This window comes from Streptomyces sp. NBC_01275 (genome assembly GCF_026340655.1).
Lineage (GTDB): Bacteria > Actinomycetota > Actinomycetes > Streptomycetales > Streptomycetaceae > Streptomyces.
In genome coordinates this window covers 1,263,875-1,285,338 of the sequence record NZ_JAPEOZ010000001.1, presented here as the reverse complement: position 1 = coordinate 1,285,338, position 21,464 = coordinate 1,263,875, and the positions used below count along the sequence as shown (strand labels likewise).

Here is a 21,464-nt window from a genome sequence, read left to right as displayed (position 1 = left end):
GTTCAGTGAGCCGTCTTCAGCGACCCGCGTTCAGTGACCCAGCGGCCGGCGGGGGAGCGGGGAGGAGTAGACGACGCTGGTGGTGACCGAGCCCAGGGTGCCGATCCGGCCCGACACCTCCTCCAGGTGGCGCATGAAGCGGGCGGCGACCTTGATGACGAAGCAGTCGTCGCCCGTCACATGGTGCGCCTCCAGGATCTCGGGCGTGACCGCCACCAGGTCGTGGAACGGCTTGTAGTGGCCGTTGGGGTAGCGCAGCCGCACGAACGCCAGGATCGGCAGCCCGAGCCGCTCGGGGTCCACGACGGCCGCGTACCCCTGGATGACGCCGGCCTCCTCCAGCCGTCGTACCCGCTCGGTCACCGCGCTCGCCGCCCTGCTTCGGGATATCGAAGTCGACCGCCCACCGCCGGTTCCTGATCTGGTCGAGAGTCGGCGTCTGGGGCCGCCTGCACGAAGCCGTGCTGCACCGCCTCGACGACGCCGGACTCATCGATGTCACCCGCGTCGTCCTCGACACCGCCCACGTCAGGGCTAAAAAAGGGGCGAACACACAGGCCCGAGCCCCGTGGACCGGGGCAGGCCGGGCTCCAAGATGCACGTCCTGTCGGACGCGAACGGACTGCCCCTCCTCGTCGGCATCTCAGCCGGTAACACCCACGACAGCGAAGGGCTGAAGCCCATGATCGAGGGTCACCAAACGAGACACGACCCCTACCGAGGCCGCTACTTCAAGCCCCAACGCCTACACGCAGACAAAGCCTACGACCACGCCAGCCTGCGGAAATGGCTGCGCGGCAAGCGCATCGGAGTCCGGATCGCGCGCAAAGGCATCGAGTCCAGCGAACGGTTGGGGCGCCGCAGATGGGTGATCGAGCGCACGATGTCGTGGCTGTCCGGCTGCCGCAGACTCAGTCCCCGTTACGAGCGCCATCCCCGCAACTACCTGGCCTTCCTCGGTCTCGCCGCCGCCCTCTGCTGCTACAAACGGTTCGTCCGCCTCACCACGTAGGACGCGGTCTAAAGCGCCGTCGCCATGACACTCACATTCTATGAATAACCCACACACTTAACCTAGTTTACTCTAGTGGATTCGTTTGGTTGCCTATCGAAATGAAGCATGTGGTGGTCATTCGGCAAATTGATGGCGCCATTGAATCTCGAATCACTCGAAGTGACAGTACTGTGATTTTCATATGTAGATTTCGCGGAAAATGCATTCCGCGAGGATGTGATCGAGGTTTTATGAGTAATCGTAAACGCGGCATGGCCATCTGGTGCAGCTCCTGGAGTCTGGTGCTCCTCGCTGGCTCCTCCTCCGTGTATGCGAGTTCAGAAATTTCTCAGCGGCCACTTGGCGAACGGCAGTTCACCTTCGCTTCTGGCGCTACTTATCAAAATCAAGTAGATCACGTTCAGGCGCGTCTTCTTAAGTACGCGCGGCCCCTGCGCGATGCTGCGGAAAAGTCCCCGGAAGCTGGCTACTCTGGAATCAGCATCGACCGTGAGGCGCGTACTGTTGATTTGTACTGGAAGGGTGAACTTCCGGTACGCGTAAGGAATGCTGTAGAGAAGGCTAAGCGCGGCGTCAACGTTCAGACGCATCGTGCGAAATTCTCCCTGGCGGAACTCGATGCGGTGGCTGTCAAAGTCATCGGAAAGCCCGCTTCGCAATCTTTCTCTTCCGAGGATGATGCGGAAATTCCTTCCACAAAGATCGTCACCACTTCGAGCGACGTGGACGGCTCAGGGTTGACTGTGCAAGTACTGCACGATACCTCCAAAATCTCCTATCGGGCTGAAAAAACCGTACACGCCCATACGCGTAGCAGTGTCACACAAACGTTGGGAACCAATAATGTCCCAATCAAAATTGACTTTGTTGAGACTGCGCCGGCAGAAGCCAACGTGAATAGGGCTCCCGGTGTCGCTCTCGGCGGAGCGATTATCGAAACGGCCGACGATAAATATTGCAGTACCGGGTTTGCCGTCCGAAACAGTGCCGGTGCCGTGCGTATGTTGACGGCAAGGCACTGCGGAGCGAAGGGAGCCGCCATCAAAACCGCGACTGGCGCTGGACTCGGTACCGTAGAAACGTCAAATACAGCTAATGATACGGCAATATTTACTAGCACCGTCACCCCACGAGCGCAGTTGCACTCTGGTTCGTGGTACGGCGAGTCCTCCAGTAACGGAGCCGTTCTGGATGTGTCAGGGTACTCGAATCCCATTGTGGGGCAGGCTGTATATGCTGATGGTGCCTTTAGTGGCGAGAGTGGTAGCTCTCAAGTGAAAAGCAGTAGCGTCAGGTGGACGGATACTGAGAATGGGACTACTTATGGTCCCATGTTCAGCGCCCTGGGCGGAGGCACTCTAGCAGTGGCTGGAAAGGGAGACAGTGGTGGGCCCGTTTTCGAATTCGATGACGATGGAGTGAATGCGCAGGGTACGATTTCTGGTATCGGTCCGTCTTCGGCCACTTGTCAAGGTGAACAGGGCCGGCTCTGCTCAAAGGAAATTCTCTTTCCCGGTGCTCAAACCATCGCGAACACTCTGGGCCTACAGAGCTTCCTGACGATGTCCTAGCCAGTAGTGCTTGGTCGGGTTGGTATCGCCGTGGGTATGTCGCGGGGACAGGTGGGGCAGGCGCCGGTCCAGACCGCGAGCAGTAACTGCATCTCGTGGACGACCTGGTAGAGGCTCAGGCCGGGGCCGTCTCTTTTCAACCCGCTGCGGCCGGTGGAGTGGCGGGAGCCCTCCCACCACTGCACGGGCCGGGCCGCCTCCTTTCCCGCGGCGATGACCGGACACGCCCGCCTGGCAGTTGGTGACCTTGCCGGCGGTGCCGGTGTACTGCCGCGACACACACGCCGAGGCATCGCCGTCCTTGAGGAAGCCCGTGTCGTCGATGATCAGCGCGGTCGGTTTGATCGCCGAAGCCGTCTTCCACGCGGGGCGGACCCGCACATGCGCAGGATCCCATGGGCTGGTGGTGATGAAGTGGGCCAGGGCCTGCCGGTTGCCGTCCTCACCCAGCCGGGCGGCCATCGACTCCACCGATTCGCGTTGCCCGTCCAGCAGCAGACCCCGCAGATACACCCCGCCCCACCGATGCTGATCCGCCCGCGCGAACGGTTCGAACACATCCGCCGCAAAGTCCTCCAGACGGCACCGGACTTCATCCAACTCCTCAGGCGTCACACCCGGTCAACGACACAGCCCCTCAACCGGGCACGCCACCGACGAATAGACCTGACCAGGCCCTACTAGAATCCGGGCGCATTAACTCAAGGCACGTCATTCCATTAAGTCTACCGGCGCGAGTCATGAAATTTGACTTGCATATTTTTTACTCGCTAATAAAAGGATGCCAGTGAAAAGAATTCTGCTCTCGGCAGTCTGCGTTGGTGCCAGCATGGGCCTTGTCTTCAGCCTCAATACCTCCGCGTCGAGCGCTGAAAGGGCCGTGACCCCTAATCGAATGGCAGCGATGCCGCAAGGCTACGAAAGCTGGAAAGAAGTTTATAGCGTTCAGGAATTCCTGACAAAGCAGGTAAATCAAATCGAAGACGGAGTAGCCCATCTGGGTAACTCTGGATATAGCGGCGCAAAGATTAACTTCGAAAAGCGCGAAGTTGATGTCTACTGGAAGGGGAAGCCTTCTTCCGCAGCGCGGATGATATTTGATAACGCCGCCGGGCGCTATCCGATAGTCGTGAGGTCGTCAGAATATAGCCGAAAGGAACTTACCCCTGTCGCTAAAGAATTTCTTTCGACTACCAAGAATTCCCGGCTGAAGTTGGCAGATGGGACGAGCATCACGGAACAGGAGGCAGCGTTCGTTTCTGTTAACGAAGATGGCTCCGGCATTACGGTTGGCGTGCTCAAGGGTAAAGGGTTGCAGAAAACTCAGTCGGCTGCGTCTCGTAGCGGGCGAGGAGCGCTGATTTCGGAGGATGGTCGGACTGTTGATGTAGACATCACCGTCGAGGGCAATGCCGACTCGGCGAAGCCGCAGAACGCTTCTAGGTACTCTACGCCTTCCACTGGCGGCGCTGTAATCAATATGGCTAGTAATGACAACTGCTCCACAGGGTTTGGGGTTACGCAAAACGGTTCACGGTTTATGCTTACGGCACGTCACTGCGGCGCCACAGGCGCCGCAGTGTACTATGCCGATCCACAGCGCACCCCTCTCGGTACAGTCACAAATTCAAATACTGCACAGGACATCGCGATATTTTCGATCAGCAACGGATCGCAGCCTGACAGGAGAAAGTGGACTGGGACCTCTTTCAATCAAAATTCCAGCAATGGCGCTGCGCACAATGTAACCGGCTTCGGCAATCCTGCAGTCAATGGCTTTGTGTACACTGATGGAGCCTATCTGGGCACCTCCGGAAGCAATCAAGTGCAGTCATCGCAATACTACTACAACTTGGAGGGTAATGTGGTAGGCCCACTGTATCTTGCCTCAAATACTGCTGGCGCCCCCGCGAGCGCTTCTGGAAATAGTGGTGGACCGGTGTACCAGTACACTAGCGGCTCGGGGATCACGGCTACCGGCATTATCAGCGGCGGTAGCTATATCGTGCCATGCCCCGCTGGCGTTATAGCATCCTCTTGTACTTCTCGAGTATTTTTCAGCGGCGCCAGCAGAACTGCCGAAACTCTCGGACTTAGTGGGTTTTAGTTCCATACCCTCTGGAACGTCTAGCCTAGATCTTTCGCGAGGGTCCGCCGACGGAGTCGGTGGACCCTTTCGCTTTCCGGAGCTGATGCTGGGCAGACCGATGGCCCGGTTGTCGCGTCGGGTGGGCGCCGGGTTCCACTGCCCGGGGCGGGTGATGTCGTCGGGACGGTGGAAAGTTACTGGTCAGCCGGGGGTGGCCAGGAGCGCGAGCCGTTGAGTGCGGTGGTGATCTCGCCGGTTCAGGGCCAGTGCTTGGTGAGGCGGAGAATCCGGCGTCGGCCGGTGGTGACGAGCTGGGCGGCCGCGGAGAACAGGCGGAATCGCAGGTGGCGGGGTTCCCAGAGTCGGGCCTTGCCGGTGACGGCGAGCATGGGTGTCCAGGCCAGCAGGTCGAGGGCGATCTGGACAATCTCGAACCCAGACCTTGTTCTGGGTTGTTGTGTGGAGGGGCAGATTGCGCAGGCCGGTGGCCCGGGCGGCCCGGATCCGGTCCTCGGCCCGCAGCCGGTGACGGAGCTCGAGGGCGGCGATCGGCCGGTCAGGGGTGTTGGTCGCGAAGCAGGTGATCCGCATGCCGTCCGCATCCGTGATTCTCAACTGGGCGCGGATGGTTGAGTCGGCCCGCAGCGCGGTGCCGGTGTCGCCACCGGTCCGTTTCTGCGGGCCACTCTCCGAACCCGGCGTGCGCGTTTCCACGCACCGAGCTCTCCACGGTCTCTGCCGTCAGGCGTGGTGGCCAGGGTCCAGGGATTTGGGATCTTGTTGCCGCGGTACCGGTATCGCTCGGTTGGCACCCGGCCGAGGTTGAACAGTTCGATCCCGTCTGACGAAGGCATTCGCCACCGGCCGGTGTGGTCGGCGAGGTGTCTTCGCAGACCGGTCCAGCTCCAGCGGTGCAGCCGCATCCACCACCGAGCGACCCTCCGCCAGACGAAAATGGCGAGGGTCTGCATGGTGCTCTTGGCGACTGCGGATCTGAAGTAGTTGGACCAACCGCGCGTGATCCGGTTGAGCCGTCTCTTCTAAAGACCCTGGCGGCGGCCACAGCCCGTACCTGGGACGCCTTCGTCATCGTCGTCGGCATGCTCAAGGGCGGCGCCGGCAGGACAACCTCGACCTGGTTCATCGCCCTCTACTACGCCGTCGTCCTCGACCTGCCGAGCTGCTGTTGGACGCCGACGCCACCAGCCAGTCCACCTACGACTGGTTCAAGGTCGCCCAGGCCGCCGGCTTCGAGATCCCGCCAACTTGATTGTCGAGCGGTACCCGTTCGACGACATCGCCGAGTACATCCACGCCAAGCGCGCGGAGTTCGGCGCGATCGTGGTCGACGCCGGCGGCGGCAGCTCCCGCACCTTCCACGAGGCTGTTACCGAGGCGAACCGGCTGATCGTGCCGGTCGCCCCCACCAGGATCGAGCGCCGCAAGCTCGTGGCCACCTTCGACGAGGCCGAACGCGCCGCCGCCCGCAACGAGCACGACGCCACCGCTACGTGGTCCTCGTCAAGGCCGACGACCGCACCAGCCTGCCCCGCGCCGCGAAGGACAAGCTGCTGGAGCCCGCCGAGGGCGAGGGCATCGGCCCGGACCGCGACGAGCCGTTCCCGCTCGCCGAGACCGTCATCCACTCCTGGGTCCACTACATGGAGGCCTTCGGTGAGATCCCGACCGAACTGAGCGAGTACGCCGAGCTGATGAAGGAGCTCACAGCATGAGCCAGCGCATGAAGCCCCCGGCCCGCCGCGCTGGTCGCACCCTGGGCGGGACCGAGAAGGCAGCCCCGCCGCCCTCTCCCCCGGCCGCCGAACTCACCCCCGAGCAGTACGCCGCCGACCAGGGCGAAGGCCGTCCCCCTGCCCGCGAGTCGGAGGCACAGCCCGCTCCTTCTCCCGTTCCCGCCGAGGTATCGGCGCGGGACCAGGCCGAGGCGGCGCCCGAAGTGGCACAGACCTCCGCCCAACCGACCGTTGAGGTCACACCGAGCGGCCCCGTGCCGAAGCCGGCCACCAGTCAGCCGGTTCGCCCGGCCGTCGTCGCTCCCGAGGCGGGGACACAGTCCGCTGGGACGCCGGGGGTACGGCAGGTGAAGCCTGTGGCTCCATTGCACCCTGGAGTGGCAACGATGAAAGAACCCAGTAGATGGAACTCGGGTGCCACGCGGCGGCGTAATCGTTCTATACTCGCCGTCGAATATTTCTTAGCATTCTCTCGATGGACCTTCCAGGCAAACGCAATAGGAAAAAATTCGCAGGGCTTAGCCATGCGTATTTCAAATGTCGTTTTACGCTTGGGGTCGAAACAGCGTTCTCAAGGAAAATCAACGAAGGAGCGATTCGTCATGTCGATTCTCGATCTTCAGTCTCTAGTGGTCAAGCCGGCCGAGGAGGCGGAAACCGCTGTCTCCACCTGGACCCTTACGACCACCATCACCACGACGACCACGGTTACCACGAACTGACGGTTGCCCGTCAGCCGTCACTCGGCCGGTAAGTAAACCGGGCACCAACCGAAACACCAGGGCCCTCACCTCCGAGGCCCCAACCCTCTAGTCCAACTCACCGGCCGTGATTCGGCCGGACAAGGAGAGACCCATGAACATCCTGGAACTGCAGGAAATGGCACCGTCGGACGCCGACCAGAACGCGGTCGTGGCCGCTGGTACCGGCTGGACCACTATCACCACCACCATCACCGTCACCACCACCACAGGGGCCTGACGGAGCGCCACTCTCCGACGAGGTGGTGGCCGCGCACCCAGCGATACCGCGATCGCCGCCTCACGGACAGTCCGGGTAGAACGCCACGTGCGGAGCCGTCGGGCTCCGACATACATCGAAAGGAGTCGGGCTATGCTGAACATTCTTGACCTGCAGGAACTCAAGGGCGACGTTGACGACCACGCGCAGGTCGCGGCGACTACCACCACGGTCACCACCACGATCACCATCACGACCTGGACGACCAGCTGACAATCAGTCCGTCGATCCCGGCCGCGGAACAGTTGACTTCCGTGGCCGGGCTCCCGAAAGGGTATTCCCAACATGGTGAATATTCTGGACCTCCAGCAGGTTATCGATAGCGATCTTTCCGGAATTTCCGGGGAGGAAGCTGCGTGTCCTTACCCGTACAGCACCGGCACCACGGCCACCAGCTTCGACTGACGTCGGATCTGGTTCGCCGTGTCGGCGACGCCGACGCGGCACGGGTTCCTCGGGTGGCCCGCACCATGGCGGGCCACCCTTGGGTCGTGCGGACGCATAAGGCCTCTTCTGGGATCACCGTTTCCCTTATACGCATTCCGCTGTCTTGTTACAGCTATTCTTCTGGGAGATTCTTGTGGGCCTCACCGGTTTCGAGTTGCACGCCATGGCTCATCCTCTGTTCTTCGACGTGCCCGGCCGCCTCAAGGACGACGCCACCAAATGGCCCCCTCCCGAGATCGGATCGGGGCGGCGCCGGGAATCCGAGGCAGATATATGGACCCGGGTCGACTTCGGTAGACCGCTCCCTGAGCAAGGCTGGAAAATCCACGTTTCCACCACCGGGGAAGACGCTCAGCGGGTGCTGGGCGTTGTCGCGGCGGTGTGTGCCCGTCGGCAGGTCGCGTTCAAGTACCTTCGCAGTGCGGCCATGCTGAAATCGCTCAATTCCAAGTACGCCCACCGCGGCTCGTCGGGTAAGTTCCTCGCCGTCTATCCATCGAACGAGGACGAGCTGCGCATCCTCCTGGAGGAACTTGACACCGCGCTGGCCGGCTTCAGGGGCCCTTACGTACTGAGCGATCTGCGGTGGAGCGACGAGAGCCCCGTCTTCCTCCGCTACGGCGCCTTCGCGGAGATCATGCTGGAGGGAACGGACGGGGCACCCATTACGGCCGTCAGGACACCGGACGGCACGCTCGTCGAAGACCGGCGCGGCGCCTCCTTTCAGGTTCCGGACGGCGTGGTGATGCCTGCGTTCTTGCGGGAACGCCTTGATCAGCTCAGCGCCTTGAGCCGTGTGGAGATGCCGTACGAGGACATCCGTCCCTTGCACTATTCGAATGGCGGCGGGGTCTACGTGGGGAAGGACCCGCGCACGGGTGAGCAGGTCGTGCTGAAGGAAGCCCGTCCATACGCGGCGGTCGACAGCAGGGGGCTGGACGCGGTCGCCCGTCTCCGGCACGAGCACACCATGCTGCTCAAGGCCCAGGAGACGGACCATTCCCCCCGCGTGCACGACTATCTGACCCTGTGGGAGCACCACTTCTTGGTGCAGGAGTACGTCGAGGGCCAGACGCTGGGGACCGCCGTCCTGAGCCGGTATCCAGGGCATGGACTCGGCCAGGGCGAGCGGATGGACGTGAGCACGTACACGCAATGGGCCACGGAGAGCGTGTCGGCCGTGGAGGGTGCGCTCTCCGCCCTGCACGACGCCGGGATCGTCTTCGGCGACGTGCACCCACAAAACATCATCGTCCGTCCGGACGGGCGTTACATCTTCATCGACTTTGAAGCTGCCCACCCCGTGGGGACCCCCCGAACGGGCCTGGCTGGTGCTGCCGGCTTCGCCGCACCGGCGGGCACCGAGGGCGTGGCTATCGACGACCATGGACTCGCGGCGGTGAAGCTGTACCACTTCGCGCCCTTCCTGGCGCTCAGTCCTCTGGACGTCCGCAAGTCCGACGAGTTCGCCACCTGGGCGCAGGAACGCTTCCCGCTTCCCGCAGGCTTCACCCGGTCGGCGGCCTCCACCCTGCGGCAGGGGAAGCCAGAGGCCGACTCTGACGGTCCTGACCTGCGCACGGCTTCCCCTGCCGAGCATGCGGAACTGGTGGCCCGCGCGGTGAGGAGCTCCGCCACGCCGACTCGCGCCGACCGCCTGTTCCCCGGTCCCCCGACGGGGCTGGGCAACATGGGCGGAGTCTGCCTGCGTGAGGGTGCTGCCGGCGTCCTCTACGCCCTCCACGCGACGGGACAGCCCCTGGAGGAGGAGTGGATCGACTGGCTGAGCACCACCATGCGGACGCTGAAGGGATCGACCGTTCACGGGCTGTTCGCCGGGGTGCACGGAGCGGCCACCGTGCTGGACCTCCTGGGGCGGCGCGAGCAGGCAGCCCGGCTCGTGGAGAGGACCCTGTCCGGGAAGGCCCCCACGACCCTCAGTCTCTACTCTGGCCTGCCCGGTGTCGGACTGTCGCTTCTCGGGTTCCAGGCCCGGACCGGGGACAGCGCCTACCTGACCGCGGCCGGGGAGTATGGCGACCGGGTCGTCGCCGCCCTGGAACGGGAGGACGAACAGGGCCTCGGTCTTGCGGCAGGCAGAGCCGCAGCAGCCCTCTTCCTCGTTCGTCTTTACGAGCGCATCGGCGACAAGGCGTACCTCCACTCTGCGGGGAAGGCGCTCGACGCGGAGATCGCGCGCATCGGTTTGGACCCGGAGAGCGAGGCGGCGAAGGAACTCTCCCCGACTCTGGGAACCGGAGTGGCGGGAACGGCCCTGGCCCTGAATGCGTGGCTTGCCCACCAGCACGACGTCGTCAAGGCGGCTGCTCTGTCGCGCTGCCGCCGGGCCGTGCGCGACGGGTTCCAGCTAGCGCCGGGCCTCCTGTCGGGGGCCGCGGGGCAGTTGTATACGCTTTCTGTTCTGGGGCACCAGGACGACCGCCCGGCTGTCGAGGATCTCGCACGTAACATCTGGCGGTTTTCCGTCCCCTTCGGCAACGGTGCTGCCTTCCCCTACGAGAACTTGTTCCGGCTGTCCATGTGCCTCGGCGCAGGGAGCACGGGCGTCCTCCTCGCCCTCGAAAGTGCCCGCCGGCACGTCGACCTGCTCGCCCCACTTCTGGGCGGGCCATCCACCGGCATCGCCCCGCAATGACCAGGCCTCACTGAAGAAGCCACGCGCGGAAAAATCTGAGGCTGTCCATCAACGGAAGCAAACCGTGTGGGGCATCGGCGGTTCGCATTACTGCGCGAACCGCGAGTTTCATCCGTCCAGGAGAGTTCTACGCCAATCTCACCGCCCGTGCGGATGTCCTGTTCGAGCTCGCCGCTGTGCTGTGCGGGTATGGGAACTCGGGCTCTGTCTCTACGGAAACGAAACGGATCCCATGTGCGGAGCTTTTGGATTTCGCCAATTGAGAGGTCTTAAAACATGGAAATTACCGACGACAGTGGATACGGTGCACAATTTGATGGATGGTATGATCGACTGTATCCGAAAGATGCAAGCGCAGATAGCCTCGCGCAAAGACTTGCGGACTTGCATCCCGAACCCACCGCTGGCACTGTAGAGTTTGGTGTAGGTACAGGGCGTGTCGCTATACCTCTGTCGAATCTAGTCGGGGAAATCCTCGGAATCGACTCCTCGCCAGAGATGTTGAAAGGGCTCGCGAGGGACGACAGGTCTCACTTTGTGCGCTCGGAACTCGGTGATATTCGAAAGTATGCTTCAGGCAGGCGTTTCGGTCTCGTCTATGCCGTTTGTGGGACGTTTTCTCAGCTTCGGACAAAACAAGACCAGCAGCAAGCGGTGGTTCAAGCGGCCAAGCTCCTGATTCCAGGAGGCCGCCTGGTCATAGAGACACATAATAAGGATGCCATCATTGCTGCGCACGAGGGGAGAAGTCGTGAAACATTCTTCTTTCCCTATCCGGAACCGAATACTGGCGTTCAGATGCACAGCACACTGCTTCCCGGGGGAGAGATTTGGCATTGCTCGAACATATGGTTCGAGAGTGACGGCACGACCCGCATCGGGTCTGAAATATCGCGCCTTACTTCCGTGGCCGAAATTGACGACTACGCAAAGTTTGCGGAACTGGAAAAAGAAAATCAGTGGTCGAATTGGGAGGGTGCACCCCTGAAAGATTCTTCTCCCATGGTTATCGCGACATATATGAAGCCTGGCGAGGCGCGCAACATCCAGAGTACTGGATGAGCCCTTTTGGACCTCACTGCGACAGGGGGGTTGGGGTCACAGAACGAACAATCTCCTGGTAGATGGGTCACCCCAAGACCAATTTTGTCCGCCAGGAGCTTCACGAGCCCTCCCACTCCGGGAGTAAAGGCGACGCACTCCAGCCAGGTGCTGACCAGATACAATGCGTGGAATTTCTTGTCGATGATCAAAAATCTTCGGACTCCATGCCGCACTCCATCCGCTCTGGAAGCTTGTATTGCGCCTTCGCGTACTTCAGTCCCCTATGGTTGAGGTCCGACGGGCGAAGTGCTTGGCGGGTGACGCCCGAAGGCGGAGCCTCCGGGTCGGGTGCTCAACAGGGTGGCTTGCCGTCGCCGGGATCCAGCACGCGAAGTGGTGGATGAGGTCGGCCAGAGCGGTCATTTCGCGGCAGGCAGCGTGGGCAGCCTCGATACGTTCCCGCTGGTGGTCCTTGAGGCGGTCGGGGCGGGTGAGCAGGTAGCGGGGCGAGGGGGCGGGCCGGTCGGCCTCGGCACGGCCCTGGTTGATGTAGCGGACCAGCGGGTTTTGAGCTGCCGGTGCAGCCCAGCGCTCTGCTCTCCTGGAGGAGATGGGTGACGGGGACGGCTGGGTTCTCCAGTCGGCGCTTGCGCAGGTGATCGCGGTAGGGATCCACGAGGGCGTTTGGGGGTACGTATGAGGCGCTTGGGCTCGGCGACACGGTCGTAGCGCTTGGCGGTGTTCGAGGCGAGATTGAGGCGTCGTGCGCGCTCCAGAAGTCCGACTCCGCGTTCGCGCAGGGAGTGGACCTGCTGCCAGCGCTCGCGGGTGGTGGCGGCCTGCTTCCCCTCAGCCGCGGGCGGGCCCGCTTTCGCCCAGCAGGTGCGGTGCGCAGCGTCTTCTTTGCGGACGGCCTCGGCGAGGTTGTGCCACAGATATCAGCGGTCGCTGATCTGGACCGCGTCGGGCAGGGCCCGGCGAACCGCCTCGGCGTAGATGGCCGATCCGTCCCGGCACACGGCCTCGACGCCCGGATGCCCGCGCAGCCGGGCTTCCAGAGCGGCGGCTTCGAGGCGGGAATGCTTCGTAGTGCAGCAGGAGGGCTTCGGGGGCGATCCCGGGAATCTCCCCGGCGCGGGCCCTGACGGCCTGGCGGTTCAATCCGGCCAGGGCCCAGCGGATCTGCTGGTGCCACTTCTGGTCGGGGAAGTCCTCTTCGGCGGCGGTGAGTTCACGGATCAGGCGGGCGCCGCACAGTTGGTGGGCGCAGGCGTTGTAGCCGGCGTACAGCGAGAGCGAGTCGTGGACCAGCACGCCGCGGTAGTGCGGCAGGACCCCGCCGGCATCGGCGCCCTTGCGGGAGCGGGGCGCAAGGTGCAGGAGCGTGAGTAAGCCGGTGCAGGCCACGTGCAGCCATCGGCGCACACTCCCGATCCGGGTGGCGGTCTCGTCCGCGTGCAGGATGTGCCCCATGACCAGCAGGGCCCCGATCAGGTTCACCGAGTCGGTGACGAGGCCGGCGGCCTCGGGCAGCAGGGAGGCGACCCAGCCGGTGGAGACCTCCGCCCCGGTCACGTCCCGGATCAGCCGGGCGGTCCGCTCGACCGGGATGTGCTGGAAGACCAGGAGGTAGACCGTCAGGGCCCGGCCGGGGCCGTAGGAGGACGGTGATCCAGCGACCTCGCCGGGCATCGCTCCAGCGGTCACTGTGCCGTAGGCGCACCGGCAGCGATGGACCCGGTGCTCGGGCACCAGCACGATGACCAGGGGGATGTCACGGACCTGGCGGCGCTCGAAGCCGATGCTGTCATCCTGCGACAGCGCGCCCCCGCAGCCGGTGCAAGCCGCCGGAACATGGTCCTCGGTGATGTCGGGCACGGCGACCATGGTCAGGCCGGCCCCGCCCGCACCCGGCTGACGGCCGCGCTTGCGCCCGCTCCTGGGCACTGAGCCTTTTCCAACCTGCTCGCCGCGAGCGTGGTGCTCGACTGGTCATGCACCTTCGGTGTCCAGTCGCTCCGCGGACTGGAGCAGGCACTCGGGCAGTTTTGAACTGGCCGCCAACACCTCGATTCCGATGAGGCGGCCCTGCTCGTCGAAGTCGAGGTTGATCATGCCGTCGACGTCCACTGGATCGCAGGGATACATGCGCGTGGACTTCACGCGGGCCTGCGGTTCGGTGAGGCATACGTACGCTGCGTTCACCGTCGTGTCGTAGGTGACTCTGACGTCTGTCATGGTGAGCGGTCTCCCTTGGCGTCGTTGATGGTGGCGCTGTCCTCGTCCATGCCTCCGGCCACAGCGACCTCAGGCTGCCGTGGCAAGGTGCAAAGCCAGGACGGCCTTGACGATGTCGGTGATGCGGGCGGTGCTGCAACGGAGTTTGCGCAGGAGCCGCCAACTCTTCAGAGTGGCGTTGGCCTGCTCTTCAACGGCTCGGATCCTGGCGTGGGAGGAGTTCACCGCCCGCTTCCCGGCTGGGAGCGTGCTCCAGCGACCCCGGTAAGGCACCGGGATCGTCCCCCGAGCTCCCTGATATCCCTTGTCTGCCCACGTCCGGATGTCGGCTTGGGCGAGCGCTTCGATGATGCCGTGGGTGCGTGCGGCCTTGATGTCGTGGACGGCACCCGGCAGGGCAGGTGAGGCCCAGAGCAGGCGTCCGAACGCGTCGGCGATGACCTGGACGTTCATGCCGTGACACCTGTGCTTGCCAGAGCAGTAGGGGCGGTCGGCCTGCGGGCGGAGCCGGCCGTCTTCGGGCCTGTGGCCTCCGATCCGACGACCTCCCGCCTGATCAGCCAGCTGGCCGCAGGAGGGAAACGGGTTCTGGCCGCGCTGCGCACGGCGCGAGCCGAAGTACGCGAGCACGTCTGGAAGTTGGCCGGTGATACGGCGCCGGACGCGGGCGGGCAGGTGATCGTGGACATCGACGGGGTCCTCGTGCTGGCGCACTCCGAGAAGCAGGACGCCGCCGCGACCTGGAAGAAGACCTTCGGCCACCACCCGCTGATGGGGTTCGTCGACCACGGCCGCGGCGGGTCCGGCGAGCCGGTCGTGGGCCTGCTGCGGCCTGGTAACGCGGGCTCCAACACCGCCGCCGACCACATCGAAGCCACGACGCCGGCCCTGGCCCAACTGCCGAAACGGCTCCGGCGGGGACGCCAGACCCTGATCCGTACCGACTCCGGCGGCGGCACCCACGAGTTCGTCGCCTGACTCGCGAAGCGTGGGCGGTGGCTGTCGTACTCGGTCGGCATGACCATCACCGACGCCATCCACCAGGCCGTCCTGAAGGTCCCCGCCCCGGCCTGGACACCGGCCGTCGAACCCGACGGTGACATCCGCGACGGCGCCTGGGTCGCCGAACTCGCCGGCGACTGCCTGACCGGCTGGCCCAAGGGACTGCGGCTGATCGTCCGAAAGGAACGGCCGCACCCCGGCGCCCAGTTGCGCTTCACCGACGCCGACGGCATGCGCCTTACCTGCTTCGCCACCAACACCGCCGGCGAGGCGATCGCCACCCTCGAACTGCGCCACCGCCAGCGCGCCCGTGCCGAGGACCGCATCCGCGCCGCCCGCGCCACCGGCCTGCGCAACCTCCCCTCCACGGCGCCGCGCAGAACCAGATCTGGCTGGAGATCATCCAGATCGCCCTCGACCTGCTCGCCTGGATGCCTCTGCTCGCCCTGACCGGCACCGCCCGGCTCCGGGAGCCCCGCCGCCTGCGGCTTCGGCTCTTCTCCACCGCCGCCCAGCTCGTCACCACCGGCCGCCGCCGCTACCTCCGCCTCGCCAAGCAGTGGCCCTGGACCGACGTGATCACCGACGCACTGGACCGGCTCTACGCCCTCCCGAACCCCGGCTGACCAGCACATTCCCGCCCCTACGAGCAGCACCACCCCGACCGGAGCCGTGGAACCCGGCGCACACCCGACGCGACAGCCGGGCACTCAACCTGCCCAGACTCCGAAAATCCCCACCAACACTCACCACAAAGGGTCCGTCAGCAAGCTGACGGACCCTCATGAATGATCGAGGCTAGAGATCTCCTTGTCTCGACTTGACCCGTCTGAGATATACCGCCGGCGTCGCTCCGTAGGTGGACTTAAAATGCTTAATGAAATGACTTGCGTCGGAAAAATGCCATCGCGCGGCAATTTCGCTGACTCCGCCATGTGCAGATCCGACCAGATCGTCATGGGCTAGCTGAAGGCGAGTGCGGCGAACGAATGCCATCATGGAATCATTTGCTGCTGAGAATGCTCTATGAAGGGTACGGACAGAGACCCCGATGGAAGCAGCGATCACCACAGGTGAAAGATCAGCATTTCCGATATCGTTCTCTATTGCCTCCTTTGCCCTATCTGAAATGTCCCACTGGCTACGCCCTGTAATTGACTTGGCACTTTCAAGCAGGATGCTCGCCAAAATGGTGACGCAAATTTCTTGAGTCATGACATGGAACGGGGATGACGATTGCGAATCAGCGGGCAAGTCGTCAATGGATGTCAGGAGATTCTTGAGCAGCATAATTTTTGGATCCGTGAAATTGAGCAGCAATGCTCGTGCCGAATTCACGGACGATCCTATACGCGACAACACGAGGTGCCGCGGAATTGAGACCATGTGCATAGTCGTCGCCGGTGCGCAATGGAACCTCCAGGGCATTTTAGCGTCTCTAATAAAGACTTGCCCTGGTAATACGCTGAACTTTTGGCCCCCCTGGGTGAAGTCCATACGCCCCGCCATGACGAAATCGGCGATGATTGGATCACCTCTGTCGTTTCGCCCCGATATGCCATTTATCGAGTCACAAACTATTTTGATCGAGGACAAATCTTGCCAGAGATGACCAGTGGCTCTAAAGCGAAACCCGCGCTGGGATTGCGATGGAGGGATAGACAGTCGCGTAAGGTGAGAAAATGGGCTCCTTTCACCCGGCAGAAGCGTTTCAGGATCGCGGGTCTGCTCCGGCGTCAAATTCAGGTCAACTCGATACTCTTTGGGATAGCTGATACCTGAGGGCGAGCTGACATGGGCATCTGAGAGGCGGCTGTACTGGTGCACGACGTGACTCGCATTCGGATTTGAACTGATGGTTCGCCCTATAGAATTCTCTCGACAATGGTCGTACGCGAGGACAAACCCTGTGCGTACAGCCGGGTGACTCTCCTTCAGACACGGCCGGTGGAGAATACGGTGAGAGCCTCACCTTCCACCCTTGACAGGACGTCGCAGATTAATAGACAGGCAGGCGGAAGCGACGCGAGGTGTGGCCGTGATGGGCGGTTGCCCAAGCGACGAAAGACTCTCTGGTCCTTCAGCCCAACGATCTTTCCTGTCGGCTGTAGATGAGGCCCAGGGTCACTGTTCTTTCCGCGTCATCCATAACGAGGCATCGCCCGAGCCGGGCGACTCGGCATGCAAGACTGCCGAGTCGCCTTACAGGCCCTCACAACCTGTCTATGCGTGCCAGAGCCAGGTGGCCCGCTCGTAGAGCGGCTCGAAACCGATGCGGATCATGTTGTGGAGTGAAGTGTTGTGGGAGCCAGGGCGTTCCGCGCCAGTCTCGGCCACGAGCCATCGGCAGCCGGCAGCCCGGGCCGCCCGGGCGCGGGCCGCGAGCAACGCCGACTGGGCACCTCGGCCTCGTCCTTCGGGGAGTGTGGCTCCCCCGAACATGTCAGCGCATCGTCCGTTGAGGAAGACACTCCCGACCGCAATGATGCGCTCGCCCTCCCAGACGGCGTACTGCCGCCAGTTCGGTCTGCCCACGCAAGATGCAGCAGTGTCGATCATGCCTGGTGTGCCGAACCCGAACGTGGTCATCATGACCGTGGCCCACTCGTGTGCCTGGTGAGGCTCGACGAGGCCGACGCTCAGGCCCGGGTCCAGCGCGAGGAGGGCCCCGGCGGATTTCGCCGCGAGGTCAGCCTCGCACCACAGTTTGGCGTGCCTGCCGCCTTCGGTAAGTTTCCACTTCGCGGCTGTCGAGGCCCAGTCAGGTGGCAGCAGGGACGGCGCAATCATGAACGCGCCCTGGGAGACGCCCTGTCGACGGTAGAAGTCGCTCACCTGATCCACGACGTCCTCGGTGACATTCTCACGAGCATCGAATCCGCCGGCCCGAGTGAAAAAGCCGCTCGCATCCTCGCGCACCGCCAGCGCCGACGCCGGGCCGACGGTTAGCGAGTTGATGCCCAAGGACTCGCGTACGGGCACCGGAGCGCCGGTCATGAAGTCGACATAGGCTCGGATCTCAGTCTGCTCGGCCAGGCCGACCGGAACGGTGCTCATCATGCCTGCATCCCTGCCTTGGCGCCCTCGCCCACGAACTGCTCGGTGCGAACGAAGTCCAGCACTGCATCGGCGAAGACGTCCGGTTCTTCAATATGCGCAAAATGCCCACTTTCGAACATTTCGCATATCCGAGCATCCGGCAGCGCGGCAGCCATCTCGTACGCGTAGCGGGTCGGGCAGATGAAGTCGTGGCTGCCGACGATCACCAAGGTCGGCACGTTGATCGTTTCGAGTTGGCCGCGTACGTCCCAGTCGACCGTTCGCCGGTCGGGATCGTGGGTTACCTGGAGGTCGAGCGCGCCGACCCGCTCGACCGTCTTGCGGTAGTCAGCGAAGTATGCGGGCAGGATGCCTTCCAGAAACCGGCGGTGCGACTCGTCGTCGGTGATCTCCAGGGTGTGCGACACGACGGCCGCGTCCCAGATCCGGACCGCCGCGGCCGCCTCGGGTCGGTCCGGCCAGCGCTCGACGAAGGCTGCCATCTCCTTGGTCGCTGTGTCCGTCAGTTCCTGCCCACTTATAGGTGCGGTGTCGTAGAGGATCAGGCCCTCGACACGGTCCGGGTGATCGATGCCCAGTTGGAGGGCCACGAAGCCGCCGTGAGAATGACCGAGGAAGTACGCCGTTGAGGCGCCGATGTCGTCGAGTACCGCCTCGGCGAAGTAGGCGTAGCGTGACATGGAGTAATCCCCGTCCGGCAGCAGGTCGCTGTCGCCTGCTCCAACGGGATCCAGGTAGATCATGGTCAAGTGCTTTTCCAGAGCAGGCATGCGCAGATACCCGGGGTGAACGCCCGGGCCACCGGAGTGGACAAGGCACAAGGGGCCATCACCGACAACCCGGTACACCTGGCGGATACCGTCGACGATGGTCTGCGCCTCACCGTTGAGGACGTGATCGATTGAGTTCATACCCACACGATGCGGTGAGGCCCGGGAAAGTTCGATCTGCTGCAGAACTCGTCCGCCGGACTGCCGGCCCCGTCAATGGCGGCGCTGATGGAACAGCCTCAGCTTGCTGACGCGGCCCCCTTCCAAGAAGTGGACCCACACGATGCCAGGCGGACAGTGCAACGGGTTCTCTGGCGGACTGAGCAGGGCGGCCTCCCAGATGACGACGTCACGGCTAGCCACTACGTCCACCACCTTCTGGCGCACGCCGTCGGACAGGTCACGCTCGAACGCACCGTTGAAATACCCGAGAGCCGTGAGTTTGCCGGTCGGCCAGGTCACCTCCGCCTGCGGCATCCATTGTTCGGACACCGCCGGGACGAATGCGCCGCGCTGGGCGGACGCCATAGCCTCCTCGGCCAACCCGCGGTGCAGTGCGGTCCGCGCCGTAGCGTCACCGTGCACGCGGTCGGCCGAACTCAGCAACGACTCCGTCAACTTCAGACGTGCCTGGCTGAGTCGACTACGCACCGTGCCGACCGGTATGGCACACAGCGCTGCGATGTCCTCGTAAGCCGTGACGTCGGTGAAGTAGCGCAGCATCGTCACCAGCCGCAGCCCAGGCGTCAACTCCTCCAGGGCCGTCCATACCCAGTCCCGCAAAGCGTGCCGTTCGAGCACCTCCGCGGGGTCGGGCGGACCATCCGTCCGGTCCATCGCAGCGGTGCCTGAGAGTTCGGCCATAGGAACGGCAGACGTCTTGCGCAGTTGGGCGCGGCACGTGTTGCGCACGATCATCCGCATCCATGGGCCGAACGCATGCGGGTCCCGGACGTCGCCGATGCGGCGCAGCGCGGTGATCGCCGCCTCCTGTACGGCGTCCTCGGCATCCGCGACGTGACCAAGCATCGCCAACGCGACGGCATACATGCCCGCTCGATGCCGGGCGAGAAGGAGCCCGAGGCACCCCACCTCGCCCGCCTGCGCCGCGCGCACCAGCTCGCCGTCCGACGGCGCTCCACGTGCCAGGAGTTCGACCACGAGGGTAAGGATACCTAACCTCGGGCTTTCGCGAGGTGGTCCGTCCGAGGCTTGATCACAAACGCGAGAAGCACTCCTGACCTGGAACGATAGGACTTGTCAAGGGTCCAGATCGTGCCGTGGAAAGAAGCACTTCTCAGGCGAAGAAGCGCATCGGGTCGTACCCGCGTGTCCGCGTTGAGGGCAGCGGTCGTGGAGCGGGCTCGCAGGCCGGGGCCGTGCTGTTGGTGGAGACGGTCCGCAAGACGGGCCTGGATACTGCGATATCTGCGGCTCTGACACCCTGACGCAAGCCGAGGGCGGTGCAAGATCCTGCTGAACGTGATGCTCGCGGTCGCCCTCGGTGGCGACTGCCTGGCCGACGTCGGCATCCTGCGGGCCGAGCCGGCCGTGTTCGGGCCGGTGGCCTCGGACCCGACAGCCTCCCGGCTGATCGACACGCTCGCAGCGGGCGGCCGGCACGCCTTGAACGCGATCCGCAGCGCCCGTTCCCAAGTGCGCCAACACGTATGGAAGTTGGCCGGGCAGACGGCGCCGGATGCGACTGGCTCTGTGACCGTGGACCTGGACGGCGTCCTGGTGATCGCACACTCCGACACGGAAGACACGGCTGCGACCTGGAAGAAGACCTTCGGCCACCACCCGCTGACGGGCTTCGTCGATCACGGGACGGGCGGGTCCGGCGAGCCGGTGGCCGCTCTGCTCAGGCCCGGGAACGCGGGCAGCAACACCGCCGCCGATCACATCACCACCACCCAACTGGCCTTGGCCCAGCTGCCCACGTCCTATCGGCGCGGGCGCCGGACGCTGATCCGCACCGACTCTGCGGGCGGTACCCACGAGTTCGTGGCCTGGCTCGCGAAACGCGGGCGGTGGTTGTCGTATTCGGTCGGCATGACCATCACCGACACAGTCCACCAGGCCGTACTCAAGGTGTCGCTCGCGGCATGGACGCCGGCCGTCGAGCCCGACGGAGAGATCCGGGACGGGGCCTGGGTCGCCGAACTCACCGGCGGCATGCTCGATGGCTGGCCGAAGGGCATGCGGCTGATCGTTCGGAAGGAACGACCGCACCCCGGTGCCCAGTTGAGGATCACGCACGCCGACGGCATGCGGATCACGTGCTTCGCCACCAACACCACCGGCTGGCCCATCGCCGGGCTCGAAGTCCGCCACCGCCTGCGGGCACGGGCCGAGGACCGCATCCGGGCTGCCCGTGCGACCGGCCTGTGGAACCTGCCCCTGCACGACAGCGCGCAGAACAGGGTCTGGCTGGAGATCGTCCAGATCGCACTCGACCTGCTGGCTTGGATGCCGATGCTTGCCTGAACGGCAAGGCCCGGCTCTGGGAGCCCCGCCGTATGCGGCTCCGCCTGTTCAGCCCGGCCGGCCACCTCGTCACCACCGGCCGCCGCCGCCGCTGCCTCCGCTTCACCACCCGATGGCCCTGGACCGACGAGATCACCCGGGCAATCGACCGGCTCAATGCCTTGCCGAGCCCCGGCTGACCAGCCACACCGACCACCCCAACGATCCGCACCACCACACCGGGAAAGTGCAACCCGGCGCCCACCCGACGCGACCCTCAGCCACCGAAAGCCGAACGGTCCGCCGACTCCGTCGGCGGACCGTCAAGA

Annotated in this window: 14 protein-coding genes and 10 pseudogenes; 11 read left to right on the top strand and 13 right to left on the bottom strand. The window is 64.0% G+C overall.

The window, feature by feature from the left end:
- Nucleotides 1-30: 30 nt before the first annotated feature.
- Nucleotides 31-390: pseudogene (locus OG562_RS05340) on the bottom strand (Lrp/AsnC family transcriptional regulator); the annotation flags it as partial.
- Between OG562_RS05340 and OG562_RS05335 the strand changes: the two are divergent.
- Nucleotides 366-1,012 (top strand): annotated as a pseudogene (locus OG562_RS05335) (IS5 family transposase); the annotation flags it as partial. The pseudogenes OG562_RS05340 and OG562_RS05335 overlap by 25 nt on opposite strands.
- Nucleotides 1,013-1,113: 101 nt before the next feature.
- Nucleotides 1,114-2,586, top strand: coding sequence for a hypothetical protein (locus tag OG562_RS05330; protein ID WP_266394207.1), 1,473 nt, complete (start codon nucleotides 1,114-1,116; stop codon nucleotides 2,584-2,586).
- 222 nt (nucleotides 2,587-2,808) lie between these two features.
- Here OG562_RS05330 and OG562_RS05325 read toward each other — a convergent pair.
- A pseudogene (locus tag OG562_RS05325) lies at nucleotides 2,809-3,186 on the bottom strand (transposase); the annotation flags it as partial.
- A gap of 187 nt (nucleotides 3,187-3,373) precedes the next feature.
- Between OG562_RS05325 and OG562_RS05320 the strand changes: the two are divergent.
- Entirely contained in the window at nucleotides 3,374-4,693 is a 1,320-nt protein-coding gene (locus OG562_RS05320; RefSeq protein ID WP_266394206.1) for a trypsin-like serine protease, read from the top strand.
- A 239-nt stretch (nucleotides 4,694-4,932) separates the two neighbouring features.
- Here OG562_RS05320 and OG562_RS05315 read toward each other — a convergent pair.
- The 3 genes and pseudogenes from OG562_RS05315 to OG562_RS05305 form a co-directional block, all read right to left on the bottom strand.
- Nucleotides 4,933-5,296 (bottom strand): annotated as a pseudogene (locus OG562_RS05315) (transposase); the annotation flags it as partial.
- Nucleotides 5,287-5,700: pseudogene (locus OG562_RS05310) on the bottom strand (group II intron maturase-specific domain-containing protein); the annotation flags it as partial. The pseudogenes OG562_RS05310 and OG562_RS05315, both read right to left, overlap by 10 nt.
- Nucleotides 5,701-5,890: 190 nt before the next feature.
- Entirely contained in the window at nucleotides 5,891-6,172 is a 282-nt protein-coding gene (locus OG562_RS05305) for a hypothetical protein (RefSeq protein WP_266394198.1), read from the bottom strand.
- 14 nt (nucleotides 6,173-6,186) lie between these two features.
- On the opposite strand from OG562_RS05305, the gene OG562_RS05300 reads away from it, so the two are divergent.
- From OG562_RS05300 to OG562_RS05275, 6 genes are all read left to right on the top strand, one after another.
- Nucleotides 6,187-6,408: a hypothetical protein gene (locus OG562_RS05300; RefSeq protein WP_266394195.1), complete on the top strand. Its 222-nt coding sequence runs from the start codon at nucleotides 6,187-6,189 to the stop codon at nucleotides 6,406-6,408.
- Nucleotides 6,405-7,151, top strand: a complete 747-nt coding sequence (locus tag OG562_RS05295) for a hypothetical protein (protein WP_266394192.1) — start codon at nucleotides 6,405-6,407, stop codon at nucleotides 7,149-7,151. The genes OG562_RS05300 and OG562_RS05295 overlap by 4 nt, the downstream gene beginning before the upstream one ends.
- Before the next feature lie 133 nt (nucleotides 7,152-7,284).
- Nucleotides 7,285-7,410, top strand: coding sequence for a hypothetical protein (locus OG562_RS05290; RefSeq protein ID WP_266394189.1), 126 nt, complete (start codon nucleotides 7,285-7,287; stop codon nucleotides 7,408-7,410).
- A 132-nt stretch (nucleotides 7,411-7,542) separates the two neighbouring features.
- Nucleotides 7,543-7,662: a class III lanthipeptide gene (locus OG562_RS05285; protein WP_266394187.1), complete on the top strand. Its 120-nt coding sequence runs from the start codon at nucleotides 7,543-7,545 to the stop codon at nucleotides 7,660-7,662.
- 367 nt (nucleotides 7,663-8,029) lie between these two features.
- Nucleotides 8,030-10,552: a class III lanthionine synthetase LanKC gene (lanKC, locus tag OG562_RS05280; protein WP_266394184.1), complete on the top strand. Its 2,523-nt coding sequence runs from the start codon at nucleotides 8,030-8,032 to the stop codon at nucleotides 10,550-10,552.
- Between the two features lie 276 nt (nucleotides 10,553-10,828).
- Complete coding sequence (locus OG562_RS05275; RefSeq protein ID WP_266394182.1) at nucleotides 10,829-11,614, top strand: class I SAM-dependent methyltransferase; 786 nt, start codon at nucleotides 10,829-10,831, stop codon at nucleotides 11,612-11,614.
- Between the two features lie 390 nt (nucleotides 11,615-12,004).
- Here OG562_RS05275 and OG562_RS05270 read toward each other — a convergent pair.
- The 4 genes and pseudogenes from OG562_RS05270 to OG562_RS05255 all read right to left on the bottom strand — a co-directional run.
- Nucleotides 12,005-12,654, bottom strand: a pseudogene (locus OG562_RS05270) (ISL3 family transposase); the annotation flags it as partial.
- A 112-nt stretch (nucleotides 12,655-12,766) separates the two neighbouring features.
- A pseudogene (locus OG562_RS05265) lies at nucleotides 12,767-13,288 on the bottom strand (transposase); the annotation flags it as partial.
- Between the two features lie 300 nt (nucleotides 13,289-13,588).
- A complete protein-coding gene (locus OG562_RS05260; protein ID WP_266394180.1) occupies nucleotides 13,589-13,834 on the bottom strand; it encodes a DUF2283 domain-containing protein in 246 nt (81 codons plus the stop codon).
- A 69-nt stretch (nucleotides 13,835-13,903) separates the two neighbouring features.
- Nucleotides 13,904-14,329, bottom strand: a pseudogene (locus OG562_RS05255) (transposase family protein); the annotation flags it as partial.
- On the opposite strand from OG562_RS05255, the pseudogene OG562_RS05250 reads away from it, so the two are divergent.
- Nucleotides 14,330-15,462 (top strand): annotated as a pseudogene (locus tag OG562_RS05250) (IS1380 family transposase); the annotation flags it as partial.
- A gap of 172 nt (nucleotides 15,463-15,634) precedes the next feature.
- On the opposite strand, the gene OG562_RS05245 reads toward OG562_RS05250, so the two are convergent.
- From OG562_RS05245 to OG562_RS05230, 4 genes are all read right to left on the bottom strand, one after another.
- Nucleotides 15,635-16,663: a helix-turn-helix domain-containing protein gene (locus tag OG562_RS05245; RefSeq protein ID WP_266394177.1), complete on the bottom strand. Its 1,029-nt coding sequence runs from the start codon at nucleotides 16,661-16,663 to the stop codon at nucleotides 15,635-15,637.
- A 396-nt stretch (nucleotides 16,664-17,059) separates the two neighbouring features.
- Nucleotides 17,060-17,896 carry a GNAT family N-acetyltransferase gene (locus OG562_RS05240; RefSeq protein WP_266394174.1) on the bottom strand — a complete coding sequence of 279 codons (837 nt, stop codon included), beginning with the start codon at nucleotides 17,894-17,896 and terminating at the stop codon, nucleotides 17,060-17,062.
- A complete protein-coding gene (locus tag OG562_RS05235; RefSeq protein ID WP_266394171.1) occupies nucleotides 17,893-18,807 on the bottom strand; it encodes an alpha/beta fold hydrolase in 915 nt (304 codons plus the stop codon). Before OG562_RS05235 ends, OG562_RS05240 begins: the two co-directional genes overlap by 4 nt.
- A gap of 72 nt (nucleotides 18,808-18,879) precedes the next feature.
- On the bottom strand, nucleotides 18,880-19,827 hold the full coding sequence (locus OG562_RS05230) for an RNA polymerase sigma factor (RefSeq protein WP_266394169.1): 948 nt from the start codon (nucleotides 19,825-19,827) through the stop codon (nucleotides 18,880-18,882).
- A 152-nt stretch (nucleotides 19,828-19,979) separates the two neighbouring features.
- Here OG562_RS05230 and OG562_RS05225 point away from each other — a divergent pair.
- A pseudogene (locus OG562_RS05225) lies at nucleotides 19,980-21,335 on the top strand (IS1380 family transposase).
- Nucleotides 21,336-21,464 lie beyond the last annotated feature (129 nt).